Annotated in this window: 30 protein-coding genes and 1 pseudogene; 15 read left to right on the top strand and 16 right to left on the bottom strand. The window is 74.3% G+C overall.

The annotated features are described in order from the left end of the window. Positions 1 to 20: 20 nt before the first annotated feature. Together ACFEMC_RS09845 and ACFEMC_RS09840 are read right to left on the bottom strand one after the other, a co-directional pair. On the bottom strand, positions 21 to 863 hold the full coding sequence (locus ACFEMC_RS09845) for an undecaprenyl-diphosphate phosphatase (protein ID WP_380176712.1): 843 nt from the start codon (positions 861 to 863) through the stop codon (positions 21 to 23). A 152-nt stretch (positions 864 to 1,015) separates the two neighbouring features. Then, entirely contained in the window at positions 1,016 to 1,318 is a 303-nt protein-coding gene (locus ACFEMC_RS09840) for a primosomal protein (protein WP_380175872.1), read from the bottom strand. Between the two features lie 56 nt (positions 1,319 to 1,374). Here ACFEMC_RS09840 and ACFEMC_RS09835 point away from each other — a divergent pair, with 56 nt between their 5' ends. From ACFEMC_RS09835 to ACFEMC_RS09820, 4 genes are all read left to right on the top strand, one after another. After that, positions 1,375 to 1,647, top strand: a complete 273-nt coding sequence (locus ACFEMC_RS09835; RefSeq protein WP_380175870.1) for a DUF5703 family protein — start codon at positions 1,375 to 1,377, stop codon at positions 1,645 to 1,647. Between the two features lie 20 nt (positions 1,648 to 1,667). Next, positions 1,668 to 3,137, top strand: a complete 1,470-nt coding sequence (locus ACFEMC_RS09830) for an amino acid permease (protein ID WP_380175868.1) — start codon at positions 1,668 to 1,670, stop codon at positions 3,135 to 3,137. Positions 3,138 to 3,215: 78 nt separating this feature from the next. Next, positions 3,216 to 4,313 carry an LLM class flavin-dependent oxidoreductase gene (locus tag ACFEMC_RS09825; protein WP_367638917.1) on the top strand — a complete coding sequence of 366 codons (1,098 nt, stop codon included), beginning with the start codon at positions 3,216 to 3,218 and terminating at the stop codon, positions 4,311 to 4,313. Then, the gene (locus tag ACFEMC_RS09820) at positions 4,306 to 4,737 is read left to right on the top strand and encodes a MarR family winged helix-turn-helix transcriptional regulator (RefSeq protein WP_367638883.1); all 432 of its coding nucleotides are present in this window, start codon (positions 4,306 to 4,308) and stop codon (positions 4,735 to 4,737) included. Before ACFEMC_RS09825 ends, ACFEMC_RS09820 begins: the two co-directional genes overlap by 8 nt. Before the next feature lies 1 nt (position 4,738). Here ACFEMC_RS09820 and ACFEMC_RS09815 read toward each other — a convergent pair whose 3' ends face one another. From ACFEMC_RS09815 to ACFEMC_RS09805, 3 genes are all read right to left on the bottom strand, one after another. Beyond that, positions 4,739 to 5,530 (bottom strand): DUF4190 domain-containing protein, encoded by a 792-nt coding sequence (locus ACFEMC_RS09815; RefSeq protein ID WP_367638884.1) that lies wholly within the window; start codon positions 5,528 to 5,530, stop codon positions 4,739 to 4,741. Between the two features lie 102 nt (positions 5,531 to 5,632). Beyond that, positions 5,633 to 6,421: a DUF4190 domain-containing protein gene (locus ACFEMC_RS09810; RefSeq protein ID WP_367638885.1), complete on the bottom strand. Its 789-nt coding sequence runs from the start codon at positions 6,419 to 6,421 to the stop codon at positions 5,633 to 5,635. A 4-nt stretch (positions 6,422 to 6,425) separates the two neighbouring features. Beyond that, positions 6,426 to 7,163 (bottom strand): hypothetical protein, encoded by a 738-nt coding sequence (locus tag ACFEMC_RS09805; protein WP_380175865.1) that lies wholly within the window; start codon positions 7,161 to 7,163, stop codon positions 6,426 to 6,428. 33 nt (positions 7,164 to 7,196) lie between these two features. Here ACFEMC_RS09805 and ACFEMC_RS09800 point away from each other — a divergent pair, with 33 nt between their 5' ends. Beyond that, positions 7,197 to 7,613 (top strand): GrpB family protein, encoded by a 417-nt coding sequence (locus ACFEMC_RS09800; RefSeq protein ID WP_380175863.1) that lies wholly within the window; start codon positions 7,197 to 7,199, stop codon positions 7,611 to 7,613. Then, complete coding sequence (locus ACFEMC_RS09795; protein ID WP_380176709.1) at positions 7,553 to 7,702, top strand: GrpB family protein; 150 nt, start codon at positions 7,553 to 7,555, stop codon at positions 7,700 to 7,702. The genes ACFEMC_RS09800 and ACFEMC_RS09795 overlap by 61 nt, the downstream gene beginning before the upstream one ends. Here the strand turns inward: ACFEMC_RS09795 and ACFEMC_RS09790 are convergent. Next, positions 7,692 to 9,593, bottom strand: coding sequence for an ABC transporter ATP-binding protein (locus tag ACFEMC_RS09790; RefSeq protein ID WP_380176707.1), 1,902 nt, complete (start codon positions 9,591 to 9,593; stop codon positions 7,692 to 7,694). The genes ACFEMC_RS09795 and ACFEMC_RS09790 overlap by 11 nt on opposite strands. Before the next feature lie 140 nt (positions 9,594 to 9,733). On the opposite strand from ACFEMC_RS09790, the gene ACFEMC_RS09785 reads away from it, so the two are divergent. Beyond that, positions 9,734 to 11,209, top strand: coding sequence for a sensor histidine kinase (locus tag ACFEMC_RS09785; protein WP_380175861.1), 1,476 nt, complete (start codon positions 9,734 to 9,736; stop codon positions 11,207 to 11,209). On the opposite strand, the gene ACFEMC_RS09780 is transcribed toward ACFEMC_RS09785, so the two are convergent. From ACFEMC_RS09780 to ACFEMC_RS09770, 3 genes are all read right to left on the bottom strand, one after another. Further along, positions 11,182 to 11,859, bottom strand: a complete 678-nt coding sequence (locus tag ACFEMC_RS09780; protein ID WP_380175859.1) for a response regulator transcription factor — start codon at positions 11,857 to 11,859, stop codon at positions 11,182 to 11,184. The genes ACFEMC_RS09785 and ACFEMC_RS09780 overlap by 28 nt on opposite strands. 76 nt (positions 11,860 to 11,935) lie before the next feature. Next, positions 11,936 to 12,238 (bottom strand): hypothetical protein, encoded by a 303-nt coding sequence (locus tag ACFEMC_RS09775; RefSeq protein ID WP_380175857.1) that lies wholly within the window; start codon positions 12,236 to 12,238, stop codon positions 11,936 to 11,938. Positions 12,239 to 12,263: 25 nt separating this feature from the next. Continuing rightward, a complete protein-coding gene (locus ACFEMC_RS09770; RefSeq protein ID WP_380175855.1) occupies positions 12,264 to 13,694 on the bottom strand; it encodes an amino acid permease in 1,431 nt (476 codons plus the stop codon). Positions 13,695 to 13,754: 60 nt separating this feature from the next. On the opposite strand from ACFEMC_RS09770, the gene ACFEMC_RS09765 reads away from it, so the two are divergent. Next, complete coding sequence (locus tag ACFEMC_RS09765) at positions 13,755 to 14,222, top strand: PPOX class F420-dependent oxidoreductase (protein ID WP_380175853.1); 468 nt, start codon at positions 13,755 to 13,757, stop codon at positions 14,220 to 14,222. Positions 14,223 to 14,239: 17 nt separating this feature from the next. Here the strand turns inward: ACFEMC_RS09765 and ACFEMC_RS09760 are convergent, their stop codons facing one another. Both ACFEMC_RS09760 and ACFEMC_RS09755 read right to left on the bottom strand, forming a co-directional pair. After that, entirely contained in the window at positions 14,240 to 14,410 is a 171-nt protein-coding gene (locus ACFEMC_RS09760; RefSeq protein ID WP_380175851.1) for a DUF1059 domain-containing protein, read from the bottom strand. Then, positions 14,407 to 15,633, bottom strand: a complete 1,227-nt coding sequence (locus tag ACFEMC_RS09755) for an EAL domain-containing protein (RefSeq protein WP_380175849.1) — start codon at positions 15,631 to 15,633, stop codon at positions 14,407 to 14,409. The genes ACFEMC_RS09760 and ACFEMC_RS09755 overlap by 4 nt, the downstream gene beginning before the upstream one ends. 222 nt (positions 15,634 to 15,855) lie before the next feature. Between ACFEMC_RS09755 and ACFEMC_RS09750 the strand changes: the two genes are divergently transcribed. Next, positions 15,856 to 16,989, top strand: a complete 1,134-nt coding sequence (locus tag ACFEMC_RS09750) for a lytic murein transglycosylase (protein ID WP_380175847.1) — start codon at positions 15,856 to 15,858, stop codon at positions 16,987 to 16,989. Positions 16,990 to 17,025: 36 nt separating this feature from the next. Here the strand turns inward: ACFEMC_RS09750 and ACFEMC_RS09745 are convergent, their stop codons facing one another. Next, positions 17,026 to 17,814, bottom strand: coding sequence for an anti-sigma factor family protein (locus ACFEMC_RS09745; protein ID WP_380175845.1), 789 nt, complete (start codon positions 17,812 to 17,814; stop codon positions 17,026 to 17,028). Next, on the bottom strand, positions 17,814 to 18,320 hold the full coding sequence (locus ACFEMC_RS09740; protein WP_367638899.1) for a sigma-70 family RNA polymerase sigma factor: 507 nt from the start codon (positions 18,318 to 18,320) through the stop codon (positions 17,814 to 17,816). The genes ACFEMC_RS09745 and ACFEMC_RS09740 overlap by 1 nt, the downstream gene beginning before the upstream one ends. Positions 18,321 to 18,441: 121 nt before the next feature. Here ACFEMC_RS09740 and ACFEMC_RS09735 point away from each other — a divergent pair, with 121 nt between their 5' ends. Both ACFEMC_RS09735 and ACFEMC_RS09730 read left to right on the top strand, forming a co-directional pair. After that, entirely contained in the window at positions 18,442 to 19,206 is a 765-nt protein-coding gene (locus tag ACFEMC_RS09735) for a phosphotransferase (RefSeq protein WP_380175843.1), read from the top strand. Positions 19,207 to 19,280: 74 nt separating this feature from the next. After that, on the top strand, positions 19,281 to 19,946 hold the full coding sequence (locus ACFEMC_RS09730; protein ID WP_380175841.1) for a pyridoxal 5'-phosphate synthase: 666 nt from the start codon (positions 19,281 to 19,283) through the stop codon (positions 19,944 to 19,946). 13 nt (positions 19,947 to 19,959) lie between these two features. Here the strand turns inward: ACFEMC_RS09730 and ACFEMC_RS09725 are convergent, their stop codons facing one another. After that, complete coding sequence (locus ACFEMC_RS09725) at positions 19,960 to 20,238, bottom strand: hypothetical protein (protein ID WP_380175839.1); 279 nt, start codon at positions 20,236 to 20,238, stop codon at positions 19,960 to 19,962. Between the two features lie 177 nt (positions 20,239 to 20,415). Continuing rightward, on the bottom strand, positions 20,416 to 21,198 hold the full coding sequence (locus ACFEMC_RS09720; protein ID WP_380175837.1) for an ABC transporter ATP-binding protein: 783 nt from the start codon (positions 21,196 to 21,198) through the stop codon (positions 20,416 to 20,418). Positions 21,199 to 21,232: 34 nt separating this feature from the next. Between ACFEMC_RS09720 and ACFEMC_RS09715 the strand changes: the two genes are divergently transcribed. The 4 genes and pseudogenes from ACFEMC_RS09715 to ACFEMC_RS09700 all read left to right on the top strand — a co-directional run bounded on the left by ACFEMC_RS09715 (position 21,233) and on the right by ACFEMC_RS09700 (position 23,613). Then, positions 21,233 to 22,051, top strand: a complete 819-nt coding sequence (locus ACFEMC_RS09715) for a hypothetical protein (protein ID WP_380175835.1) — start codon at positions 21,233 to 21,235, stop codon at positions 22,049 to 22,051. 218 nt (positions 22,052 to 22,269) lie between these two features. Beyond that, a pseudogene (locus ACFEMC_RS09710) lies at positions 22,270 to 22,710 on the top strand (GNAT family N-acetyltransferase); the annotation flags it as partial. 126 nt (positions 22,711 to 22,836) lie between these two features. Next, on the top strand, positions 22,837 to 23,043 hold the full coding sequence (locus ACFEMC_RS09705; protein WP_380175833.1) for a hypothetical protein: 207 nt from the start codon (positions 22,837 to 22,839) through the stop codon (positions 23,041 to 23,043). Between the two features lie 120 nt (positions 23,044 to 23,163). Next, positions 23,164 to 23,613, top strand: coding sequence for an anti-sigma factor antagonist (locus ACFEMC_RS09700; RefSeq protein ID WP_380175831.1), 450 nt, complete (start codon positions 23,164 to 23,166; stop codon positions 23,611 to 23,613). Positions 23,614 to 23,636: 23 nt separating this feature from the next. On the opposite strand, the gene ACFEMC_RS09695 is transcribed toward ACFEMC_RS09700, so the two are convergent. Next, positions 23,637 to 24,353: a hypothetical protein gene (locus ACFEMC_RS09695; protein WP_380175830.1), complete on the bottom strand. Its 717-nt coding sequence runs from the start codon at positions 24,351 to 24,353 to the stop codon at positions 23,637 to 23,639. Positions 24,354 to 24,508: the final 155 nt, after the last annotated feature.

The following is a 24,508-nucleotide window of genomic DNA, read 5'->3' as shown; positions in this document are numbered from 1 at the left end:
GCAGGGCGGGACGGGGGCTCTCAGCCGAAGCTCGTGCCGTTCCAGGCCGGCAGGACGTTCGCAAGGACCAGCGCGTAGACGACCACGGCGAGCGCGAAGCGGTACACGACGAAGACCGTGTAGCTGTGCGTCGTGATGAAGCGCATCAGCCAGGCGATGACGACGTACCCGACGACGAAGGCGACGACGGTGGCCACGACGGTCGGCGCCCACGCGATGGCGGCGCCCGTGCTCACCTCGTCGTACAGCTGGTAGAAGCCGGACAGGACCACAGCCGGGATGGCCAGCAGGAACGAGTACCGGGCGGCGGCCTCGCGGGTGTACCCGAGCAGCAGCCCCATGGTGATGGTGCCGCCGGACCGGGAGACCCCCGGGATGAGCGCCATCGCCTGCGCCAGGCCGAAGAGCACGCCGTGCTTCCACGTCAGCTGGTCCAGCGTCCGCTCCTTGCGGCCGAAGCGGTCGGCCGCCCCGAGCACCAGCGCGAACACCCAGAGCGTGGTGGCGATGACGACGAAGCCGCGCAGCGTCGTCTCGATCGCGTCCTGGAACAGCAGGCCGAGCAGGCCGATGGGGATCGTGCCCAGGATGACGAGCCAGCCCATCCGGGCGTCCGGGTCGTTGCGCGGGACGCGGCCGGCCAGGGACTGGACCCAGCGCGTGATGATGCGCGCGATGTCCAAGCGGAAGTAGAGGATGACAGCCGCCTCGGTGCCGAGCTGGCAGATGGCGGTGAACGCGGCGCCCGGGTCCTGCGCCCCGATGAGCGTGCCGACGATCGCCAGGTGGCCGCTGGAGGAGATGGGCAGGAACTCGGTCAGGCCCTGGACCAGACCGAGGAACGCACCCTCGAGGACACCCATGCTCATGCCGGGACACCTCCCGTCCGCGGGCAGGGGGTGACGACGCTCGAACTGGGGGTGGGCACGGCCGAACGCTATCGGGCGCACGGGGACGTCGCGGTGCGCGGGCCCGGTGCGTCACCGGGGACGCACCGAACCCTCACACGGGACGGTCAGAGAGGCTTGGGGGCCTCGTCCTCGTCGTCCGCCTCGTCGGCGTCCTCATCCTCGTCGTCTTCGTCGTCGTCGTCGTCGTCGTCACGCTCGTCCTCGACGTCGTCGTAGAGGACGAAGGGCGTGACCTCGTCGTAGGCGTCGTAGATCGCCTCCTCGTACACCTCGAAGGCGTCCGCCACGCGCTGGTAGGCGTCGGCGACGGCGGGGTCGGTCTCACCGCGCCGGTTGGCGGCGGCGGCGAGGTGGTCCTCGAGGGCGGCCACGAGTCGGGCCAGGGCCGCGCGCGGGTCGGGCGTCATGGTCCGACCGTACCGGGAACGGGTGAGCCCGCCCCACCGGGTGCATCATGGTCCCGATGGCTGCGCACGAGGGGAACACGCCCGAACGGTCGACCGGTCGCCGGGACGGCCGCACCACGGGCCGCACGTCGGGTCCGGGGACGCCGGAGGAGTACGAGTACCGGGTGCTGACGCTGTCCCGGGAGACCTCCCGCAGCGACGCCCGGCGCCTGCTCACCGAGCACGCCGAGTACGGGCGCTGGGAGCTGGCCAGGGTCCGCCTGTACATGGGGGGCAGCCGCAAGGTGTGGCTCCGCCGCAAGATCATCCGGGTCGCACGCACGGCCTGAGCGGCCTACCGTCGCCGTCCGTGGGCATCTTCCGGACGAAGAGCGTCGAGGACGCGATCGCGACGACGGACGAACCCGAGCACCGGCTCAAGAAGACGCTCGGTGCCTGGGACCTCACCGTCTTCGGTGTCGGCGTCGTCATCGGGACGGGGATCTTCGTCCTCACCGGGGAGGCCGCCGGCACCCGCGCCGGACCGGCCGTGACGTTGTCGTTCGTCATCGCCGGCGTCGTCTGCGCGCTGGCGGCGCTCTGCTACGCCGAGTTCGCCTCGACCGTCCCCGTCGCCGGCTCGGCCTACACGTTCTCCTACGCCAGCCTCGGCGAGGTCGTCGCCTGGATCATCGGCTGGGACCTCATCCTGGAGCTGGCCCTGGGCGCGGCGACCGTCGCGGTCGGGTGGTCCAGCTACGCCGCGGACCTGCTCAGCCAGACGCTGGGCCTGCACGTGCCGGACTGGCTGTACTCCACCGAGCCCTCCCCCACGCAGCCGAACCTCATCGCCGCGGCCGTCATCCTGCTCCTCACCGCGGTGCTGTGCGTGGGGACCAAGACGTCGGCGCGGGTGAACGCCGTCGTCGTGGCGATCAAGCTCACCGTCGTGGCCGTCGTCATCGTCGCGGGGTTGTTCTTCGTCAAGGTGTCGAACTGGTCGCCCTTCGTCCCGCCGACGGGGTCGCGCGGCGCCGTGAGCACCCCGCCGGACCCCTCGCTCTGGCAGGACCTCGGGGTCCCGCTGGGGACCTTCGGCCTCGGCGGTGTCCTCACCGCCGCCGCGCTGGTGTTCTTCGCGTTCATCGGCTTCGACATCGTGGCGACGGCCGCGGAGGAGACGAAGAACCCGCAGCGCGACGTCCCGCGGGGCATCTTCGGCTCGCTGGCGATCTGCACCGTCCTCTACGTCCTGGTCTCCCTCGTCGTGACCGGCATGGTCAAGTACGACCAGATCTCGGTCGAGGCGCCCCTGGCCAACGCGTTCCGGGCCGTCGGCGCGGACGTCGTCGCCACGCTCATCAGCGTGGGCTCCGTCGTCGGCCTGCTGACGGTCATGATGGTGCTCATGCTCGGCCAGAACCGGGTGCTCTTCGCGATGGCGCGGGACCGGCTCATCCCGTCGTGGTTCTCCAAGGTCGACGGCCGCACCGGGGTCCCGCTGCGCATCACGGCCGTCACCGGAGTCGTCGTGGCCGTGGTCGCCGCCGTGACCCCGATCTCCGACCTGGCCGAGATGGTGAACATCGGCACGCTCTTCGCCTTCGTCCTGGTCTCCGTGGGCGTCGTCGTCCTGCGCCGCACGCGCCCGGACCTGCCGCGGGCGTTCCGGATGCCCTGGGTCCCGGTGCTGCCGATCGTCTCGGCGGTCCTGGCCCTGGTGCTCATGGGCTTCCTGCCCGGCCTGAGCTGGATCCGGCTGGGGATCTGGATGCTCCTCGGCCTGGCCGTGTACTTCGCCTACGGCTACCGGAAGTCCCGGCTCGCCCGGCGAGGCTGACCCGCGGGGAACAGATCCGGGTCGTGTACTCTTCAAGCAGATACATGCAGACGCATGGACTTCGACGAGGAGCGCGACATGCAGTTCGGGATCTTCAGCGTCGGCGACATCACGCCCGACCCCACCACCGGCCGTGCGCCGACCGAGCACGAGCGCATCAAGGCGCTGGTGACGATGGCCGAGCACGCCGAGCAGGTGGGCCTGGACGTCTTCGCGGTCGGTGAGCACCACAACCCCCCGTTCGTGCCGTCCGCCATGACGACCCTGTTGGGGTGGATCGCCGCGCGCACCACCCGCCTGACCGTCTCGACGTCCATCGCGCACATCACCACCAACGACCCGGTGCGGATGGCCGAGGACTACGCGATGCTCCAGCACCTCAGCGAGGGCCGCGTCGACCTGGTCCTCGGCCGCGGGAACGACGGCCGGCTCTACCCCTGGTTCGGGCAGGACCCCCGCCGCGGGGTCGAGCTGACGGTCGAGAACTACCAGCTGCTGCGCCGCCTGTGGGACGAGGAGGTCGTCGACTGGCAGGGCGAGTTCCGGACGCCGCTGCAGGGCTTCACCTCGACCCCGCGCCCGCTGGACGGTGTGCCGCCCTTCGTCTGGCACGGGTCGATCCGGACCCCGCAGGTCGCCGAGATCGCCGCCTACTTCGGGGACGGCTACTTCGCCAACAACATCTTCTGGCCCAAGGAGCACTACATCCGGCTCATCACCCTCTACCGGGAGCGCTACGCCCACTACGGGCACGGCACGCCGGAGCAGGCGATCGTGGGCCTCGGCGGCCAGGTGTTCATGGCGAAGAACTCCCAGGACGCGGTGCGCGAGTTCCGCCCCTACTTCGACAACGCCCCGGTCTACGGGAACGGGCCGTCGCTGGAGGAGTTCACCCGGCAGACCCCGCTCACCGTGGGCACGCCCGACCAGGTCGTCGAGAAGACGCTGACGTTCCAGGAGTTCTTCGGCGACTACCAGCGCCAGATGTTCCTCATGGACCACGCCGGGTTGCCGCTGAAGACGGTCCTGGAGCAGCTCGACATGCTCGGTGAGCACGTGGTCCCCGCGCTGCGCAAGGAGTTCGAGGCCCGTCGGCCGGCGGGCGTGCCGAGCGACCCGCCCTCGCACGCGTCCCGCGCCGCGGCGAAGGCGGCCCTCGCCGCGCCCGGTGCCTGACGGCCGGACCCGGGCCGCGGTCGGGGCCTGGGAGCAGGTGTTCCGGTTGCAGGCGACGCTGCTGCGGCGGTTCGACACGCAGGACGTGTGGGGCGGGCTGAGCGTGCGGGAGTACGACGTGCTCTACACGCTCGCCCGCTCCGGCGGACGGTGCCGGCTCGGGGGGTTGTCGGAGGAGGTCTACCTCCCGCAACCCTCGCTGAGCCGGCTCGTCGACCGTCTCGCCGCGCGCGGTCTGCTGACCCGCGAACCCGACCCGCACGACGGCCGCGGCGTCGTCGTCGTGCTGACCGACGACGGCGCCGCGGCGCAGCGCGAGATCGGTGGCCGGCACGCGGCCGGCATCGCCCGGGAATTCTCGGCGCTCTCGGCCGACGAGCTGGCCGAGCTGGAACGGCTGTGCCGGAAGGTCCTCGGGGACTAGCTCAGCCGAGCTTCCACGCCACCTGGTCGTCCTGGAAGTTCGCGAACTGCTCGACCGACACCAGACCGCCGGCGATGGCCTCGACGGGGACGTCGAAGCACACCTGGTACGACGCCGTCCCCCCTGCCCGCAGACCGGGCTGCTCGACAGCGGAGTTCGGGACGACGGCGTCGCAGGACGTCGTCGAGTAGTTGCGGGCGTCCGTGCCCTGGAAACCGGTCGTGAGGTCGATCCACGGGTTCGCTTCGGGCTGGTCACCGTTGTAGGTCGCGGTCAGGTCGACGAGGACGTACCGCCCGTCGGCCGCCTCGTTGAAGGAGTTGGCGTCGGCGATGACCTGGGTGGCGTCCTGGTTCACCGCGGTGACGGTCACGGAGTAGTCGCCGACCTCGGCCGGCGCACCCAGGGCGAGCGCGGACGCGGCGGCCTCCTCGGCAGCCTCCGGTTCCACCGTGCTGTACCCGTTGGTCGCGTCGGCCGACGCCTGGTCCACCGCCTCGTCGACCGCGGTGAGCGCCGCCCCGGCTGCGACGTTGACCGCGATCGCGACCACGATCGCGGCAGCGGACAGGACCACGCCGGCGATCGACAGCCCCTTGCCGTCGGCGCGGCGGGCCAGGGCGATGATGCCCAGCACGAGCCCCACGACGGCCAGCACGATGCTGCCGATGTTGAGGAGGGGTACGAGGCATCCCGCCGCGGCGACGATGCCGAGGACGAGGGCGGCCACCGCGAGCCCCTTGCCCCGGGTGGGGACGGACTGCGGCGGCGGTGGGGCGACGAACTGCGACATGCGGAGACTCCTGTGCATCTGTTGTGATCTCGTTGGATCACAGCCAGTCAAGCAGTCGTCACGCTTTTCGGTGACCGTTTCCGAAGATCTGCCGCCCAGACGTCAGACCATCCCTCCAGCACCCGCGGAGGAGCCCTCGAGCGTGGCGGGGTCCGTCCAGCCCGCGTAGGTCCTCTGCGCCTCGTCCTCCACCTCGATCCAGAGGCCGGTCGGGTCTTGGACGCCCTCGAAGCACATCTGGAACGTGGCGCTCTGCCCCGGGTCCAGGTCCGGCAGGTCGGCGGCGTCGGGTGAGAGCGTCTGGATGCAGTCCGTCGCGTCGTACTCGTAGCCGTCGACGTCGTAGAGGTAGCCGTAGAGGTCCTCGTAGGAGTCGCCGGAACCGCTGCCGGTGAACTGGACCGTGAGGTCGGCGAAGACGACGTCCCCGCGGGTGCTGACCCCGTCGACGCTCACGGTGTACTCGTCGAGCTCGGCGGTCTCGCCGAAGGCGTGCTCCCCCGCCGACTGCCCCTCGTCGGGGGCGGTCGTACCTCCCGTGTCCCACCCGGAGGGCGACAGCGCCACGGCGAGGAAGAGCGCGCCGTAGGTCACGAAGATCACCACGGTGACGACGATCGCGACGACCGTCCCGACCGCTCCCGTGATGACGCCCGCGAGCGCCATGCCGCGGCCGGGCAGGCGGCGGCCGAGGGCGATGCCGCCGGTGACGACGCCGGCGATGCCGAGGGCGATGGCGAAGGGGCCGAGGAGGGGCACGAGGGCGAGGGAGGCGATGCCGGTGCAGAGGCCGACGATCGCGAGCGCCGGGGAGGGCGCGGCCCGGTGGGGCGGGGGGCCGTACGGCGCGGTGGGCGGGCCGGGTGGCGGGGACGGGTGGTGCCAGGACACCCGTTCATTGCACCACCCCGGGGTGGGTGGGGGTGGGTGCTCGGGGGCAGGACCGCCCGGGCGGGTGATCGTCAGGGGGTCGGGGGTGGGTCGGGGGTGAGGACGGCGAGGACGACGGGGGTGTCCTGGCCGGGCCAGGTGCCGCGCAGCGTGGCGCCTGGTACGGGGACGGGGTGCACGACGCGGGGCAGGACGCGGGGCAGGACGAGGCGCAGGCCGTGGTTGTGGCGGGGGCGCGGACGACGGTGGTGGTGCCGGTGTGCTCGACGTGCGGGTGGGTCCAGTCGCCGGGGTGCGTGGGGGCGCCGGGGGTGGGGCCGTCGCCGCGGACGTGGGTGGTGGCGGGCAGGAGGGTGAGCCCGTCGGGGGTGGCTTCGTACAGGTCGGCTTCGCGTCCGCCGTGCAGGACGGTGGTGGCGAGGGCGGTGAGCAGGACGGGGTCGTGGCAGCCGTCGTGGATCCACCGGTCGCCGAGGGTGGTGTGGGTCATGGTGGTGACGAGGGTGTCGGGCGGTCCGGGGGTTCCGCGGTACGTCAGGGGCACCTGCAGGACGCGGCCGTCGGGGGTGGCGAGGAGGTGGGTCTCCATGCCGACCTCGCCGTCGGGGTCGTCGAAGCGGTAGGAGCCGACGGGGGTGAGCTCTGTGAGGTCGCCTCCCCCGGTCCACGGCTGGTGGGGCACCCAGGCCTGCAGCAGGTCGCGCTTGGTGGGGGTGATGGTCGCGGGGTGGTGGACGGCCACGTCTCGGAGTGTGGCAGCTGGCACCCTCGAGTGGTGGGACTGGGGCTGCGGGACGGCGAGGTGCGGGTGGTCCCGCACGATCCGGGGTGGGCGCGGGAGGGCCGGCGGGAGGCGGTGCGGGTGCTGGCGGCGGGGGCGCCGTGGGTGGTGCGGGTGGAGCACGTGGGCAGCACGGCGGTGCCGGGGTTGGCGGCCAAGCCGGTGGTGGACCTGGCGGTGGGGGTGCGGGACCTGGCGGACGCGGAGGCGTTGGTGCCGTCGATGGCGGGGTTGGGGTACGACTTCCCGGGGGACGTGGGCATCCCCGACGACCTCGTCCCCGGCACGGCGGTGACGGCACCCACCTCCTCCACGTCGTGGTGGACGACGGTCCCCGGTGGCGGGCCTACCTGGGTTTCCGGGAAGCGTTGCGGGACAGCGCGTCATTGCGGGCGCAGTACGGGGCGTTGAAGTCGTCGTTGGCCGCCGTGCACGGCGCGGACCGGGCGGCGTGCACGGCGGCCAAGGCGGGGTTCGTGGAGCGGGTGCTCAGGGGGTGAGGCCCACGGCGGGGGTCTCCTCCTCGTCCTCCCGCTGCGGTCCCCCGTGCCGGTGCAGTTCGGCGTAGCGGCCGCCGAGGGCGAGCAGTTCGCGGTGGGTGCCGCGTTCGACGATGCGGCCGGCTTCGAGGACGAGGATCTGGTCGGCGTTGCGGACGGTGGAGAGCCGGTGGGCGATGACGATGGCGGTGCGGCCTTCGAGGGCTTCGTCGAGGGCGGCCTGGACGGCGACCTCGGAGGCGTTGTCGAGGTGGGCGGTGGCCTCGTCGAGGACGACGATCCGCGGGTGGGCCAGGAGCAGGCGGGCGATGGTGAGCCGTTGCCGTTCCCCGCCGGAGAAGCGGTACCCGCGCTCCCCCACGACGGTGTCCAGGCCCTCGGGCAGCGCGGCGACGAGGTCGGCGAGGCGGGCGCGGTGCAGGGCGTCGAGGATCTGCTCGTCGGTGGCGTCGGGGCGGGCCAGCTGCAGGTTCGAGCGCAGGGACTCGTGGAACAGGTGCCCGTCCTGGGTGACGACGCCGACGGTGCGGCGCAGCGACTCCGCGGTGAGGTCGCGGACGTCGTGGCCGCCGACGCGGACGGTGCCGGAGTCGACGTCGTACAGGCGGGCCAGGAGCTGGGCGAGGGTGGACTTCCCGGCCCCGGAGGAGCCGACGAGGGCGACGACCTGGCCGGGTTCGACGCGGAAGGACACGTCGTGCAGGACGGGGACGCCGCCGCGGGTGTCGAGGGTGGCGACGTCCTCCAGGGAGGCGAGGGAGACGTCGGAGGCGGCGGGGTAGCCGAAGCCCACGTGGTCGAACTCGACGGCGACGGGTCCGTCGGGCAGGGGGTGGGCGTCGGGGCGTTCGCGCACGAGCGGGACGAGGTCGAGGACCTCGAAGACGCGGTCGAAGCTCACGAGGGCGCTGGTGACGTCGGCGCGGGCGCTGGCGAGCGCCGTGAGGGGGGCGTAGAGGCGGGTGAGCAGGAGGGCGAGGGTGACGATGCTGCCGGCGTCGAGGGTGCCGGCGATGGCGGCGACCCCGCCGACGCCGTAGACGACGGCGAGGGCGAGGGCGGAGACGAGCGTGAGGGCGGTGACGAAGACGCTGCGCCGCACGGCCGTGGTGACGCCGATGTCGCGGACGGCGCGGGCGGCGCCGGCGAAGGCGCGGGACTCGTCGTCGGGGCGGCCGAAGAGCTTGACGAGGGTGGCCCCGGGGGCGGAGAAGCGTTCGGTCGTCTGGTTGATCATCGCGGCGTTCAGGTGGGCGGCGCGGCGGGCGAGCAGGGCCAGGGAGCGGCCGAAGCGGCGGGCGGGCAGCAGGAAGACGGGCAGCAGCACCAGTGCGAGGACCGTGATCCGCCAGGAGATGCCGATCATGACGACGGCGGTGAGGGCGACGGCGACGACGTTGGAGACGATGCCGGACAGGGTGTCGCTGAAGGCGCGCTGCGCTCCGAGGACGTCGTTGTTGAGGCGGCTGACCAGGGCGCCGGTGCGGGTGCGGGTGAAGAAGGCGACGGGCATGCGCTGGACGTGGTCGAAGACGCGGGTGCGCAGGTCGAGGATGAGGTCCTCGCCGAGGGTGGCGGACAGCCAGCGCACGACGAGGCCGAGGGCGGCCTCGGCCACGGCGACGGCCGCGATGAGCAGCGCGAGGGTGACGACGCGGGAGCGGTCGTCGCCGGCGACGGCCTCGATGACGCGACCGGCCAGGACGGGGGTGGCGACGGCGAGGACGGCCAGGACGACGCTGCCGACGATGAACAGGGCGAGCAGGCGGGACCGTTCGCGGGCCATGGCCAGGACGCGGCGGGGGGTGGTGGGGCGGAAGGGCCGGCCCCCGGGGGCGCCGTCGGGGGCGCTCATCGCCTTCCACAGCGCGGTGTGGGCGACGTTCTCCATGCTCACGAGCGGGACTCCGTGCACGAGCGGGACTGGCGAGGAGGGAACTGCATGCCCCGACGCTAGGTGCTGCAGCGCGCTGCAGCTCAACGGGACGTGGTGGGGTTGCCGGAACGGCATGCTGGTGCCGTGGTAGAGCGGTGATCGGGTGGTGGCGCGGGGCGGGGGTGCGGGTCCGCTCCACGGTGGCGGCGACGGGGTTGCTGGCGGTGCTGGTGGTCTCCGGCGCCTTCGTGGGGCTGGCCGTCGTCCGGCACGCGCTGACGACGGCGGACGCGGAGACGGGTCTGCTGCAGGCCCGGCTGGTGCGGTTGGCGGTGACGCCGGAGGCGCTGGAACGGGGGGACGTCGGGGAGCAACTGCGCTCGGTGGTCGGCGCGGACGCCGACCGCGGTTCCCACGTGCAGGTGGTGCGCGCCGACGGGCGGGTGGTGGTCTCGAGCACGGCCCTGCAGGGGCAGCCGGCGCTGACGGCGCTGCGGCCGGGTGAGGCGGGGGTCGCGCGCGAGACGGTGGACCTGCCGCAGCTGGACGGGTCGGCGCCCTGGGTGGTGACGGTGCTCGGCGCCGAGGTGGCCGGTCAGCGGTTCTGGGTGGTCGCGGCGGAGAGCACGCAGGACGCCGAACGGGTCCTGGGCGTCGCGGCCGCGTTGCTCGCGGTGGGCACACCGGTCCTGCTGGGGGCGATCGCGGTCGCGACGTGGACGTTCGTGGGGCGGTCGTTGCGGCCGGTGGAGGCGATCCGGTCCACGGTGCAGGGCATCACGGCCACCGGGCTGGACGGGCGGGTGCCGGTGCCGGCCGGGGACGACGAGGTGTCGCGGCTGGCGGTGACGATGAACTCGATGCTCGCGCGGTTGGAGGCCTCCCAGCGTTCCCAGCGGCGGTTCGTGGCCGACGCCAGCCACGAGCTGCGCTCGCCGGTGGCGACGTTGCGGGCGGCGGCGCACGTGTGGCGCGGGCAGGTCGACCCCGAGTTCGCGGACCTGGTGGCGTCCGAGAGCGGGCGCCTGGAGGGGCTCGTGGGCGACCTGCTGCTGCTGGCCCGCGCCGACGAGGGCCGGCTGGTGGCGGCGGCGCCCGCGGAGGTGGACCTCGACGAGGTCGTCGAGGCCGAGGCCGTGCGGGCGCGGACCCTGGGCGGGGACCGGCCAGGAGGTGCGGTGCTGCGGGTGCAGGTGACGACGGTGCCGGCGCGGGTGCGGGGGGACGCGGGCGCGCTGGCGCGATCGGTGCGCAACCTCGTCGACAACGCGGCCCGGCACGCCGGGCAGCTGGTGGAGCTGTCGGTGGCGCGGGAACGGGGACCGGACGGTCCCGTTGCGGTCGTCTCGGTCGCCGACGACGGCCCGGGGGTGCCGGCGGCGGACCGCGAGCGGGTGCTGGAGCGGTTCGTGCGCCTGGACGAGAGCCGCCAGCGGGGCGCGGGCGGGACGGGCCTGGGGCTGGCCATCGTCGCGGAGGTCGTCGCCGCGCACGGTGGGACGGTGCGGGTGGGGGAACGTCCTGGCGGTGGGGCGTGCGTGCGAATGACCCTGCCGCTGGACGACGAGCCGGACGACGGACCGGACGACGGGGAGGAGGAGGATCAGCCGCCGTCGGCGGCCAGCCGGTAGCCGGCCCCGCGGACGGTCTGCAGGGCGTTGCGGCCGAAGGGGATGTCGATCTTCTTCCGCAGATACCGGACGTAGACCTCCACGACGTTGGGGTCGTGGTCGACCACCGGGTCCCACACGGCGCGCAGGATCTCGGTCTTGGACAGCACCTCGTCGCGGCGGCGCAGGAGCAGTTCGAGGAGGGCGAACTCGCGGGCCGTCAGCGTGACCGGCTCCCCCGCGCGTTCGACGCGGCGGCTGCCGGGGTCCAGGACGAGGTCGCCGGCGGTGAGGACGACGGGTCGTTCGGGGGCTCCGCGCCGGTGCAGGGCCCGCAACCGGGCCAGCAGGACGGGGAAGGAGAACGGCTTCGTCAGGTAGTCGTCGGCGCCGAGGTCGAACGCGTCGACCTGGTCGTACTCCCCGTCCTTGGCGGTCAGCACCAGGACGGGCGTCCACACGCCCGCCGCGCGCAGGTCCCGGCACACCTCGTACCCGTTGCGGCCCGGGAGCATGAGGTCCAGGACGAGGACGTCGTGGGACCCGTGCAGGGCCCGTTCGTACCCGGTGTTCCCGTCGTGGGCGACGTCGACGGTGACGCCCTCGGCGACCAGACCGCGCCGGACGGTGTCGGCGAGGCGGACCTCGTCCTCGACGAGCAGGACCTTCACGCCCCCAGTGTGCCGGGAGGGCGCGGTCCGGCCAGGCCCGCGCCCCGCGCGAGCAGCGCCGCCTGGGTGCGGGAGGTCAGTCCGAGCTTGCCGAGGAGGCGGGAGACGCAGGTCGGCGTTGCTGCGGCCGTGGCCAGCCGCTCGACGTGGCTTCCCGCGCGGCCCGTTCCCGGGCCAGCTGGGCGCCGCGGTCGACGTCGCGGGCCAGGGCGGCGGTGGTCAGCGGGGCGCGCCGCACGGTCAGGTGCGCCGCGCACACGAGGAGCAGGGGCGGCAGCACCGCCGGACCCCGCCCGCCCGTGACGCCGAGCAGGTGCAGGGCCGCGCCCGCGACGGCGAACCCCACCGCGGCCAGGACGGCACCGCGGTGGGGTCGCATAACCCGCGGGGCGGGCCGGACACGGTCAGCGTTCGGCCGTGACGTCCCTTCCGCTGACGTCGACCGAACGGGCGGACGCCGAGCGCTGGTGACGGACGCCGACGAGCACGACCGCCGCGGTCAGCACGAGGGAGAGGACGAGTTCCAGGCGCTGCCCGGGCAGGACCACCATGAGGACCAGCACGACGACGATGAACGCCACGGCCGCGTACGTCAGCCACGGGAACAGCCACATCCGCACCGCCGGCTGCACGCCGTCGGCGTCGAGCCGGCGGCGCATCGACAGCTGCGACAGCGCGATGATCGCGTAGATCACCAGCGCCAGGGCGCCGCTGGTGGCCAGCAGCATGCTGAAGATGCGCTCGGGCAGCAGGTAGTTCCCCACCACGGCGACGAAACCGACGACGGTGGAGGCCAGGATCGCCGGGTACGGCACACCGCGACCGGAGACGTGCGACAACCACGCCGGCCCGTCCCCGCGCCGGGACAGCGAGAACACCATCCGGGAGGCCGTGTACAGCGCCGAGTTCAGGCAGCTGGCGACGGCGGTGAGGATGACGACGTCCATGATGGTCGCGGCACCGGGGATGCCGATCGTCTGCAACGTCGTCTGGAAGGACCCGTCGCGCTCCAGGTCCGGGGAGTTCCACGGCACCAGGGCCACCACGACGAAGATCGAGAGCAGGTAGAACACCGCGATGCGGCCGATGACGGAGTTCACCGCCCGCCGCACGCCCTTCTGCGGGTCCGGGGACTCCGCCGCGGCGATCGTCACGATCTCGGTCCCCATGAAGCTGAACATCGTCAGCAGCATCCCGGCCAGGACGGCCGAGAAACCGTTCGGCAGGAACCCGCCGGCCAGGGACAACCCGGGGGTGCCGCGGACGTCGGAACCGGGCAGGACACCGGTGATCGCCAGGATCCCGACGACGATGAACCCGACGATCGCGACGACCTTGATGCCGGCGAACCAGAACTCGAACTCGCCGTAGTTCCCGACGCTGGCCAGGTTCGTCGCCGTCAGCAGCAACGTCACCGCCAGCGCCCACACCCACTGCGGGGCGCCGAGCCAGCTGGACAGGATGTCCGCCGCCGCGGTCGCCTCGACGGGGATGACGAGGACCCAGAACCACCAGTAGAGCCAACCGACGCTGAACCCGGCCCAGGGGCCGAGGGCGCGGTCGGCGTAGGTGGAGAACGACCCCGTGTCCGGCTGGGCCGTGGCCATCTCGCCGAGCATGCGCATCACGAGCACCACGAGGGTGCCGGCGAGGGCGTAGGAGATCAGGACGCCCGGCCCCGCCTCGGCGATCGCGTTCTTGGACCCGACGAACAGGCCGGCGCCGATGACGCCGGCGATGGAGATCATGGTGATGTGCCGGGGTTTGAGCCCCGTCCCGAGCCCGTTGCCGGGCCCTGCGCTGGTGCCGTCGTTGGACCCGTCGACCGTCTGCACGACGCCTCCTCGCGTTCTGGTGGGTGGTGCTGGGCGCCGAGCAGAGTAGCGTCCGGTCGCATGAGCCCGCGAACCATCGCGACCGCGCGTCGCGTCGAACTGCCCGAACTGCTGGACTTCGTCCGCGTCCGCCACAACGTCGTCGCCTCGACGTTCCGGTCCGACGGGTTCCCGCAGTCCTCCCCCGTCACCGCCGGCGTCGACGAGTCGGGCCGGATCGTGGTCTCGACCTACCCCGACCGCGCCAAGGCGAACAACGCCCGCCGCGACCCGCGCGGCTCGGTGCTCGTGCTCTCGGACGACTTCGGCGGCGCGTGGGTGCAGGTGGACGGGCGCTGGGAGGTCGTCGACGGCGAGGACGCCGTGGAACCCCTCGTGGAGTACTTCCGCTGCATCTCCGGCGAGCACCCGGACTGGGACGAGTACCGCCAGGCCATGCGCACGCAAGGCAAGTCGCTCATGCGGCTGACGATCGAACGCTGGGGCCCGGTCGCCACCGGAGGTTTCCCCGCCCGCCTGGCCGACTGACCGCTCAGCCCTGCAGGTCAGCGGTCCTGCAGGTGGGCCTCCACGGCCTCGGCGAGCGTCAGGTCGACCTCGACCTCGTGGTCGGCCCGGGCGTGCTCGGCGACCTGGTCGAGGATGTCCTGCCGGTCGGTGCCGGTGAACTCTCGCGTGCAGCCGGGGACGACGTCCCCGCAACGGAAGGCCTTCACGCGCCCATCCTCCAGCCTCCCGCCTCCTGCGGCGCGGTGGCGCCGCCGGAGGTGACCGCCAGTTCCAGCACCAGGTCCTCCACCCCCACGACGCCCACGTAGCGACCGGCGGCGTCCGTGCACACCAGGGGGTCGAATCGGACCCCGGCCGAGCGCGCGACGGCGCGGGCGGCGACGTCGGTGACGGCCGTCTCGGGGGCCACGGTGACGTCCACCGGCTCCACCCGCGGCACGGCGCCGGGGCGCGCGCCCGGCAGCACCAGGACCCGGGGCACGTCGTCGGCGTCGACGACGACGACCGGGGCGCTCTGCTCGGAGGCCGAGCGGACGGCGTCGCCGACGCTCCGGTCGGTCTTGGTGCGCCGGGTCAGGTCGCGGGCCCGGCGCGTGCGCCCGGCCGCCGCACGGGACCGGTGGTGACCCTCGGGGCCCCCGAACGCGTCGGCGGCGTCGGTGGCCAGGGGCACCTGCAGCAGACGCCGTGCGTCCGCGCCGAGCTGCACGAACTCCTCCTGGGGCCGGGCCAGCAGGAACCCCTGGACGAGCGGGACCCCCATGCCGCGCAGCACGTCCAGCTCGTCGACCGTCTCGACGCCCTCGGCGATGATCCAGGCGTCCAGCCGGCCGGCGCACTCGCCGAGGAACTGCACGAGCGAGCGCTTGACCAGGTCCCGGTGCAGGTCGCGGACCAGCTGCAGGTCCACCTTGAGGATCTCCGGGCGCACGACGGCCATCCGCAGCAACCCCGAGTGGCCCGTGCCGACGTCGTCGAGGGCGACCAGCGCCCCCCGGGCCCGCAGCCTCCGCAACGGGTCGGTGAGCTGGGCCGGGTCGCAGTCGGCGTGCTCGGTCAGCTCCAGCACCACACCGGTGAGGTCGTGGGACGTCAAGACGTCCATGACGCGCTGGTCGGCCAGCGACGTCGGGCTGGCGTTCACCGTGAGGAACGTGCCCGGCGGCAGGTCCGGCAGCAGGCGCAGGGCACCGTCCAGGACGACCCGGTCGAGGTCGGCGTCCCGTCCCAGGGCGCGGGCCGCGCGGAACCACTGCTCGGTGGGCACGTCGGAGGCGAAGCGGCTGAGGACCTCGTACCCGGCGACGCGGCCGGCGGCGACGTCGACGACGGGGTGCAGGACCAGTCTCAGGGCCCCGGGGTCGGCGCAGACGGCGTCCAGCCGCCGGTGCCACCTGCCCCGGTGCGCCACGTCACCCGCAGCACCCACTGCCCACCCCCTCGTCGCGGGACACCGTCACGGCCGCTCCCCCGTACCTGTTCCCGACCCCGGCGGCGATGAATCCTCCTCGCGAGAACCGTGTGAGGATCCAGCGTCGTGCCGGCGAGCATATCGGGTAACCACCTGATCACGCCCTGCTCACGGCATGGCCCGTCCGGGAACTCGCAGGCCCGCCTCAAGAGCGCCGCACCGGCTGTCGATGCCCTCCCGGTGACGACCCGAGCACCGGCCCGCGTGCGCACCGCCGCCCTCCTCCTCGCCGCCGCCTCCGGCGCGGGGCTGCTGGCCGCGGCTCCCGCGAGCGCCGACCCGGGCCGGACGGCGGCGCAGGCGCGCTCCGACGCGGCGGCCGCGGTGAGCGCGGCGCAGGCCGCGGGGGACGCCGTCGCGCGGGCGCAGGCCGAGCTGACCCGGTCCACCGCGGCCGTCGGGTCGGCGGTCAGCCAGAGCGTGCAGGCGCAGGTGGAGGCGGACCGGTCCGCGGCGCAGGCCGAGCGGGAGAAGGCCGCCGCGACGGCGCGGGTGCGGTCGCTGTACATGGACGGGGCGCTGGGCGCCGGGACGGCCGGGGCCCGTCGCGGGCTGGTGCTGCTGTCCTCGGCGGTCTCCGGGGGTGACCCGGCGGTGGCCGAGCGGGCCTTCGAGGCGGTCCGCCGCACCGACCGCGAGCGGGTGGCGCAGCAGGAGGCCGGTGCGTCCGCGGCCCGGCAGCGGGCCCAGGACGCGCAGTCGGGGGCGACCGCGGCGGTGGCGACGATGCGGGACGTGGCGGCGCAGGTGAGCCGCGCCGACGACGCGCTGCGGCTGGCGCAGTCCCGCGTGGAGGCGTTGCAGGGTGAGGCGGCCCGTCTGCAGGCCGCGGAGGACGCGGCGGCGGCGTTGGCGGCGGCGCAGGCGGCGGCCGCGGCCCTGAACGCCTCGGCGGCCGGGCGTGCGGCGACGGTGCACGCGCGCGGGGTGCCGGCCGACTACGGCGACCTGTACGTGCGGGGGGCGGCGACGTGCCCGGGGATGCGGCCGGCGCTGCTCGCCGCGGTCGGTCAGGTCGAGAGCGGGCACGGCGTCAACACCGGGCCGAGTTCGGCCGGGGCGGTGGGGCCGATGCAGTTCCTGCCCGCGACGTTCGCGGCGTACGCGGTCGACGGCGACGGGGACGGGGACACCGACGCGCAGGACCCGGCGGACGCGGTGTTCACCGCGGCCGCTTACCTGTGCGCCAACGGGGCCGGGAAGGGCCGGGAGGCCGAGGCGTCGGCGGTGTTCCGCTACAACCACGCCGACTGGTACGTGCAGATGGTGCAACGGGTGGCCGACGAGCTGGCGGCGCAGGGTTTCGGGAGCTGAGCTCCCGTCCCTGCCGCGCCGCCCCCTCGGTGCGGCTCACGTCTCCTGGCGCCGCAGGACGGTGAGGCCGCTCGTCGTCTTGATCTCCACGCTGCGGATCTGCGCCGGGGTCCAGGACGTGGCCCCGCTGAGCTGGGCGTCGTGGCCGGGGACCGCGGTCCAGTAGCCGATCTCCTGGGTCCCGCCGTCGGTGCCGGTGACGACGAGGGAGTACTGGTACGACTGCGCGGTCGAGGCGTCGGCGTAGGCGCAGACGAGGTCGACCTTGGTGCCCCAGCCGACCTCGGTGAGGGCGACGGTCGCGGTGATGGGGGTGGCCACCAGGGGGTCCATAGGCAACGCCGGCCCGGTCTGCTCCCCGGGCGTGACCGGTGCGGACGCCGACGGCAGGGCCTGGGGCGTTCCCGCCGGGGTGTCGGCGCTGAGCCCGTCGGTCACCACGGCCGCGACGAGGCCCGCCGCGGCGACCAGCCCGCCCGCGAGCGCCGCGCGGCGGGCCAGGCGGCGACGGCGGACGGCGCGCAGCAGTCCGGGCAGGACGGTGTCGGGGACGCCGGTGCCTTCGCGCAGGGCGGCGTGGGGGTCGTCCTCGGTGAGGGTGTCGACGACCTCGCGGGGGGTGCGGGCGAGCAGTCCGGGCAGGCCGGCGAGCTCCTCGACGCTGCGCCGGCAGCCGGCGCAGGTGCGCAGGTGCCGTTCGAAGTCGGCGCGTTCGGAGGGGCACAGGGCGCCGAGGACGTAGGGGCCTGCGGTCGTCTCGTACGGGTCGGCGTCGGGACCCCCACCGTGGTGGTCGTGGTGCTCGTGGTGGAACGGCTGGTTCATCAGCGGCTCACCCCCATCTCCTGCAGGGCCAGTCTGAGGTTCATCAGGGCGTAGTGGGTGCGGGACTTCACGGTCCCCTCGGGGATGCCGAGGGTGCGGGCGGCGTCGGCGACCGAGCGGCCGGCGAAGTAGCACTCGCGCAGGACGGCGCGGTGCTCGGCGGACAGCCGGGTCAGCGCCTGGGCGACGACCCACTGCTGCAGCACCTGTTCGGACTCGTCCACGACGGCGCGGTCGGGGACGTCGGCGTGGACGCTCTCGCGGCGGTTGCGGGCCGAGCGCCAGTCGTCGATGACGAGCCGGCGGGCGACGGTGAACAGCCACGCGCGGGTGGAGCCGCGGGCCGGGTCCAGGGACTCGGGGTGGCGCCAGGCGCGCAGGAGCGTCTCCTGGACGATGTCGTGGGCGCTGACGCGGTCCCCGGTGAGGGAGACCACGTACGCCCACAGGGCGCCGGCGTGCTCGTCGTGCAGGGCACGCACGAGCTCCTCGTCGGCATCGGTCACCTCTGGTCCTCCCCGTTCGTCCCCGCGCGTCCCCGTACGTCCCCGCACGTCGTGTCGCCTTCTCGAGGACACCACGAGGCAGCGCGGGAAACGGTTCGACGCCGCCCCTAGGTTGGTCCGGGTGAGCGTCCCGATCAGTCAGGTGCCCGAGGGACCGGTGCCGGTGCCCGCCGCGTTGCGACCGGTCCTGGCGCGCTGGGGCGCCGCGCCGGACGTGGCGGCGCTGCCGGCGGCGTGGGTGAACGCGCTGGGCGGCACGACGTTCCGGCTCGAGGGGCCGCAGGGCGCGGTGTTCTGCAAGTGGGCCCCGGCCGGGGTGGCCCTGGACCTGGCCGGTGAGGCCGTGAAGGCGGGGTGGGCGCGTCGGTGGCTGCCCGTGCCGGAGGTGCTCGAGTCCGGTGCCGACGCGGACGGGTCGTGGCTGGTGTCGTCGGCGCTGCCGGGCCGCTCGGCCGTGGACCCGGACTGGATCGCCCGCCCGGAGGTGGCGGTGCCGGCCCTGGGGCGGGCGCTGCGCCGCTGGCACGACGAGCTGCCGGTGCAGGACTGCCCGTTCGACTGGTCGGTGCCGTACCGGTTGGAGCAGGCGGTCGGGGACACCTCGGCGTTGCGGGAGCCGCCACCGGTGGACCGTCTCGTCGTCTGCCACGGCGACGCGTGCGCGCCGAACACGCTGCTGGACGACGCGACCGGGCAGGCCGTGGCCTGGGTGGACCTGTCCGGGGTCGGGCTCGGCGACCGGTGGGCCGACATCGCCGTGGCGACGATGAGCCTGGACTGGAACTACGGGCCCGGTCGGCAGGAGGAGTTCCTGCGGGCGTACGGGGTGGGCCCGGACCCGGTGCGCACGGCGTACTACCGCGCGTTGTGGGACGTCGGCCCCTGACGTTGCGGGACCACGTCCCGGGTGCCGGTGGAGCCGCGTCCGGGGCGGGGGCCGCGACGGGCTACCGTCGCGGGGTGCGCAGTGAGTTGTCCGGGTTCCTCGCCGAGCTGTCCTGGCCCCGCCCGCAGGCGCCCGCGTTCGACCCCGGGTCCGCACCCGCCGACCCGGTCGTGCTGTTCGAGCTCTGGCTGCGGGAGGCCGTCGCGCACGACGTGCCCGCCGCGCACGTCATGACGCTGGCGACGGTCGACGTCGCCGGCCGCCCCGACGCGCGGGTCACGCTGCTCGAGGACGTCGACGACCACGCGTTCTGGCTCGCGGCCAGCGAGACCAGCCCCAAGGGCAAGCAGCTGGGCCGGGTACCGGTCGCGGCGCTCGTCTTCCACTGGCCGCAGCAGGGCCGGCAGGTGCGGGTGCGCGGCACGGTCCGCGCCGCCGACGAGGCCCGCACGGCCGCGGCGTTCGAGCGGTTGTCCGCGCACGCCCGCACGGAGGCGCTGGAGGACCGGCAGAGCCGCCCCCTGCACGACGAGGTGTGGCTGTCCGACGCCCTGGGCGACCCCAGCGAGCTGCTGCAGCTGGAGGAACCGGGCGCGGCCTCGGCCCCGACGTGGCGGTTGTGGGGCGTGGACGCCGGGCGGATGGAGTTCTTCCAGGCCGATCCCGAGGGTCACCACCTGCGGTTGCGCTACTCCCGCGACGAGGCCGGCGGCTGGGAGACCGAGCTCCTGCGTCCCTGAGCCGAGACCCGCGTCAGGGCCTGGGACCGTCCGGCGGTTCCGCTCGTCGGCGAGGCGTCCGGGCGACCACCCGACCGGCCAGGACCGCCGCGCCCAGCAGCAAGACCGCGCTGCCGCCCCAGAGCACCCCGTTCGCGGGGTCGCTCGGCCCGCAGCCGAGGAAGCACCCGGAGAAGGACGAGTAGGCGAACACCAGGCACCAGAAGGCCGGCACCGCGACCACGAGGAGTCCGACGACGGCGACGAGCACGCCGAGTGCCCGTCGGCGTCGAGCCGCCGTCCGCGCGTCCACGTCCGCCACCCTACGGAGGTCCGTCGTCGCCCGGTGTCGATTCCGACGGTCCGGTGGTCGGGGCCCGGGGGGTGCACCTCAACCGTGCCACTCCGGTCGGCGGAGGACGTCGGCGTGGCCGGCGTGGTGGTCGAGTCCGCCGACTGCGACCCTCGACGAGCCGCGAGCGGCGCGGCCTCAGACGGCGCGGGCGGCGTACCGGCCCTCGCGCGCGCTGACCTCCAGCGCCAGCCCGAAGGTGTCCGACAGCGCGGTCGAGGTGAGCGTCTGCGCGACGGGCCCGGCCGCGACGACCTGCCCGGCCCGCAGCAGCAGCGCGTGCGTCGTGCCGACGGGGATTTCCTCGACGTGGTGGGTGACCATGACCGGCGTCGGGGCGTCGGGGTCGCCCGCGAGCGCCGTCAGCCGGCGCAGCAGGTCCTCGCGGCCCCCCAGGTCGAGCCCGCCGGCGGGTTCGTCGAGCAGGAGCAGTTCGGGGTCGGTCATGAGCGCGCGGGCGATCTGGGTGCGCTTGCGCTCGCCGTCCGAGAGGGTGCCGAAGGCCCGGTCGGCCAGGTGCGCGACGCCGAGGAGGGCGAGCAGGTCGGCCGCGCGGGCCTCGTCGTCGGGGTCGTACTCCTCGTTCCAGCGCCCCGTCACGCCGTAGGCGGCGGTGACCACGACGTCGCGGACCCGTTCGCGGTTGGGCACGGCGCCGGCCAGGGCGGTGCTGGCCAGGCCGATGCGCGGGCGCAGCTCGAAGACGTCGACGCGGCCGAGGACCTCGCCGAGGATGCCGACGGTGCCGGACGTCGGGAACAGGCGACCGGCGGCGATCGAGAGCAGCGTCGACTTCCCAGCCCCGTTGGGCCCCAGGACGACCCAGCGTTCCCCGCTGCCCACGGCCAGGTCGACGGCGTCGAGCAGCACGCTGCTCCCCCGCCGGACGGTGACCGCGGACAGGTCCAGCACGTCGCTCATGGTCGCGACCCTAACGAGTCGTATCCTCGCCGCTGTGCTGGACCTGCCCCGCTCCGCGCGGTTGGCCGCCTGGGGCACGGGCGTGCTGAGCGCCGACGTCCCCCTGGCCGCCGCCGTCTCCGCCGTCGTGCGCGACGACGAGCCGCACACCGTGCGGTGGGAGGCCGGCCCGCTGCCCGGGGTGCGGTCGGTCCCCGACGACGTCACGACCCTCCTCGCCGCGCTCGCCGAGGGCGCCGGCAGCGCGTCCTCCCCGGGGGGCCGGTTGCTGCTGGCCCTGCCCGTGCCCGGTGACCCGCGCGGGCTGCCCGGCCCTCCGGCCGTCAACGTCGCCGCGCTCGAGGTCGGTGAGTGCGTCGTGGCGGAGGTCGACGGCCACGAGGGCCGCTGGGCGTTCGTGCCGGAGGTCACCGACTTCGGCTCGGTGCTGGAGCCGGGCGCCTTCGTCTCGTGGACGGTGCACTCCGCGGCCCCGCGCCGCGCGCCGGAGAGCTCCAGCGTCGCCGAGTCCGAGCGTGAACTGCGCCTCGCCCTGGCCACGGCGACGCAGGCCCTGGCGAGCCTGGACGTCGCGCGCTGGCGCGAGGAGGCCGCCGACCGCATCGCCGCCGTGCGTGACGGTGCGCTGGTTCCCGACGCGGTCCCGCCGGCGACGTCCCCGCGCGCCATGCGGGTGCTGCAGACCGCCGCACGGGTCCTGGCGATCGTGGACCTGGCCACCGAGGACGACGGCGCCGCCATCACGAGCCTGGAGGCGACGTCGCGGGCCGTCGCGCTGCGCGAGGTGGGTGCGGTCGCGCGCCGGGCGCTGGTGGCGGCCGTCAACGCGCACACCGAGCCCGCCCGGCCCTGACACCTCGCGAGGGGCCCGCGAGATCGCGGACCTCCCCCGCGCCCGTGATCGCGGGGACCGGCGATCGCCCACACCGAGCCGGTGAGCACCGCCGGCGAGCCCACCCCCTGGCGCCTCCCCGCCCGTCTGGCCCTCCCCGTGGGTGAGGGCCTGGGCTTGCGCCGACTCGACGAGCGCGACCTCGACGGTCTGGTCGCCCTGGGCGGGACCCGGAGCACCAGCGGTGGACGGCCATGCCGGTGCCGTTCACCGCGGCCGACGCCCACACCTACCTGCAGGGGTCCCGGCGGCGCTGGGACGCAGGTCGCGCGGTGACGCTCGCCGTCGAGCGCGAGGGGCGCTTCGCGGGGTCGGTCGACCTGCACCACCAGGCCGGCGAGGGTGGGGGCTGGGCCGACCTCGGCGTCGGGCTGCTGCCCCACGCCCGCGGGGACGCGGTCATGACCCGCTCCGTGCGCGGACTGCTCGCCTGGGCCTTCGAGTCCCTCGCCCTGCAGGGCGTGCACTGGAGCGCCTACGTCGGCAACGAGGGGTCCCGTCGGGTCGCCCTCGCGTGCGGCTGCACCCTCGAGGCCACGGTGCGCGGACTGCTCCTGCAGCGCGGACAGCGTCGCGACGGGTGGGTGGGCTCCCTGCTGCCGGGTGAGCTGCTGGTCTGACCGATCCACGTGCGGTAGCCCCGGTCCCCGGGGAACAGCCGGAACTCACACTCCAGAAACTTCTAGAAGGTGCCGATGGTGTCGCCGGTGGGCGAGCGCTCCACCGTTCGCGAGACGGGAGCAGCCATGGCCAGGACCGCCCACGTCACCTCGGGTCACAGCGCCTCGGGTCACGTCGCCACGGGACGCGCCCTGACGGACGACGACCTCGCCGTCCGCTTCCAGCCCGTCGTCGACGTCGCCAGCGGCACCGTCATCGCCTACGAGGCGGTTCCCGCCACCGCGGTCGCCCACGCGACGGGCGCCGGGCGCGAGGACGACGCCTCCACCTGACGCCCCCTGCACCACCTCGCCAGGGCCGTCGGCGGGGGCTTCACGCAGGCGATGGTCACGACTACCGTGGGCCCCTGTCCGACAGCGGGCACCCATGCGAGCGACCTCTGCGAGGCACGCATGAACTTCAGCATCACCGCCACCACCCGCGCCGGCGTCTGCACGGTCCGTCCCCGCGGCGAACTCGACATCAGCAACAGCCGCAGTGTCGGGCTGTGCCTGGACCAGGCCGTCGAAGCGGCGGACGTCGTCGTCGTGGACCTCACCCGGGTCCCCTTCATGGACTGCGCCGCCCTCGCCGTCCTGGCGGGCGCTGCCCGCACGATCACCCGGCGCGGTGGTGACTTCGTCCTCACGCACCCCCGGCCGCCGGTCCAGGTCCTGCTCGACGTCTTCGACCTGTCTCCCGCCCGCGTCGTCCGCCCCGCCCTGGACACCCGCTCCGCCGCGGAGGTCCCGGTGCGGCAGGAGCAGCGGCAAGAGCTGCGACGAGCACGAACGGTGGCCCCTGCGGGGACCGGCCAGGCCGTCCTGTCAGCGGGCAGGGGCCGCAACGCTGCGGTCGGCTGAGCCCGTCGCGGACGGCCGGGCGCTCACAACCCGCCGGACGTCCCGACCACCGACGTCCCCAGCAGCATCACGACGAACGCCTTCCACCCGCCCAGCCGGCCGGGCCCCGCAGGGACGTGGCGCCCGCCCGGCAACGGTCCCGACGACAGCAGGAAGACCGTCACGCCGAACGGCAGGGCGAACAGCCAGAACCACCCCCACCGGCTCACCCACCGCGGCTCGCCACCGCGGACGAGCAGGAACACCGCCCCCAGCCACTGCGCCACCGTGAGCACCCCGACCCACCCGGGCACCTGCACCCCCAGCACCGTGGCGGAGGAGGAGACGCCGGAGGCGTAGCCCACCCGGTCCACGCGCACCTGCGGGTCCCAGCCGCGCACCAGGGCACCGAGGTCCCGGTCCGTGGCCGGCAGGGGTGAGCCGTCGTCGTCGGTCGTGGTCGTGGTCGGCTGCCCCGTGCCGGCCGTCAGCTGCACCTGGGCGTGGTGGGTCCGCCACCCCGCACGCCACCGCACCTCCTGCAGAGCGGTCCCGCTCGATCCGCGCTCCAGGCCCCCGGACACCTCGACCCGGGAGAGTCGACCGCTCAGGACGTCGTCCTGGAGGTCGCTCACGGTCGCCGGGTGCTCGCCCCACCAGGACGTGGCCAGCAGCACCAGCGGGGTGATGGCCAGCAGGAGGACACGCCACCCGGCCCAGCCCCGCCACGAGGCCGGGACGGACGCATCGGGAACGACCACGGTGTCCACCACCTCGCGAAACTACTGCGCCCGCGCAGGCCGTGGGGTCGTTCGCGACGACCACCCGTCGTGGACCGACCGGGTCCCCGCGAGACCTCGTCGTCCAGGGCGCCACCTGCGGTGGACCGCATCGTGGTCTCCGCTGTGGCGTTGGT

It is taken from the genome of Kineococcus sp. DHX-1 (assembly GCF_042473625.1).
In the GTDB taxonomy this organism is placed as follows: domain Bacteria; phylum Actinomycetota; class Actinomycetes; order Actinomycetales; family Kineococcaceae; genus Kineococcus.
Note: the sequence above shows the minus strand (reverse complement) of the source record. Positions and strands in the feature narration are given on the sequence as shown.

What these genes read in the sequence shown, in the direction of transcription:
- ACFEMC_RS09845 (WP_380176712.1), bottom strand. Translation starts at nt 863, where the DNA reads ATGGGTGTCCTCGAGGGTGCGTTCCTCGGTCTGGTCCAGGGCCTGACC.
- ACFEMC_RS09840 (WP_380175872.1), bottom strand. Translation starts at nt 1,318, where the DNA reads ATGACGCCCGACCCGCGCGCGGCCCTGGCCCGACTCGTGGCCGCCCTC.
- ACFEMC_RS09835 (WP_380175870.1), top strand. Translation starts at nt 1,375, where the DNA reads ATGGCTGCGCACGAGGGGAACACGCCCGAACGGTCGACCGGTCGCCGG.
- ACFEMC_RS09825 (WP_367638917.1), top strand. Translation starts at nt 3,216, where the DNA reads ATGCAGTTCGGGATCTTCAGCGTCGGCGACATCACGCCCGACCCCACC.
- ACFEMC_RS09815 (WP_367638884.1), bottom strand. Translation starts at nt 5,530, where the DNA reads ATGTCGCAGTTCGTCGCCCCACCGCCGCCGCAGTCCGTCCCCACCCGG.
- ACFEMC_RS09790 (WP_380176707.1), bottom strand. Translation starts at nt 9,593, where the DNA reads ATGGAGAACGTCGCCCACACCGCGCTGTGGAAGGCGATGAGCGCCCCC.
- ACFEMC_RS09775 (WP_380175857.1), bottom strand. Translation starts at nt 12,238, where the DNA reads ATGCGACCCCACCGCGGTGCCGTCCTGGCCGCGGTGGGGTTCGCCGTC.
- ACFEMC_RS09765 (WP_380175853.1), top strand. Translation starts at nt 13,755, where the DNA reads ATGAGCCCGCGAACCATCGCGACCGCGCGTCGCGTCGAACTGCCCGAA.
- ACFEMC_RS09745 (WP_380175845.1), bottom strand. Translation starts at nt 17,814, where the DNA reads ATGAACCAGCCGTTCCACCACGAGCACCACGACCACCACGGTGGGGGT.
- ACFEMC_RS09720 (WP_380175837.1), bottom strand. Translation starts at nt 21,198, where the DNA reads ATGAGCGACGTGCTGGACCTGTCCGCGGTCACCGTCCGGCGGGGGAGC.
- ACFEMC_RS09705 (WP_380175833.1), top strand. Translation starts at nt 22,837, where the DNA reads ATGGCCAGGACCGCCCACGTCACCTCGGGTCACAGCGCCTCGGGTCAC.
- ACFEMC_RS09700 (WP_380175831.1), top strand. Translation starts at nt 23,164, where the DNA reads ATGAACTTCAGCATCACCGCCACCACCCGCGCCGGCGTCTGCACGGTC.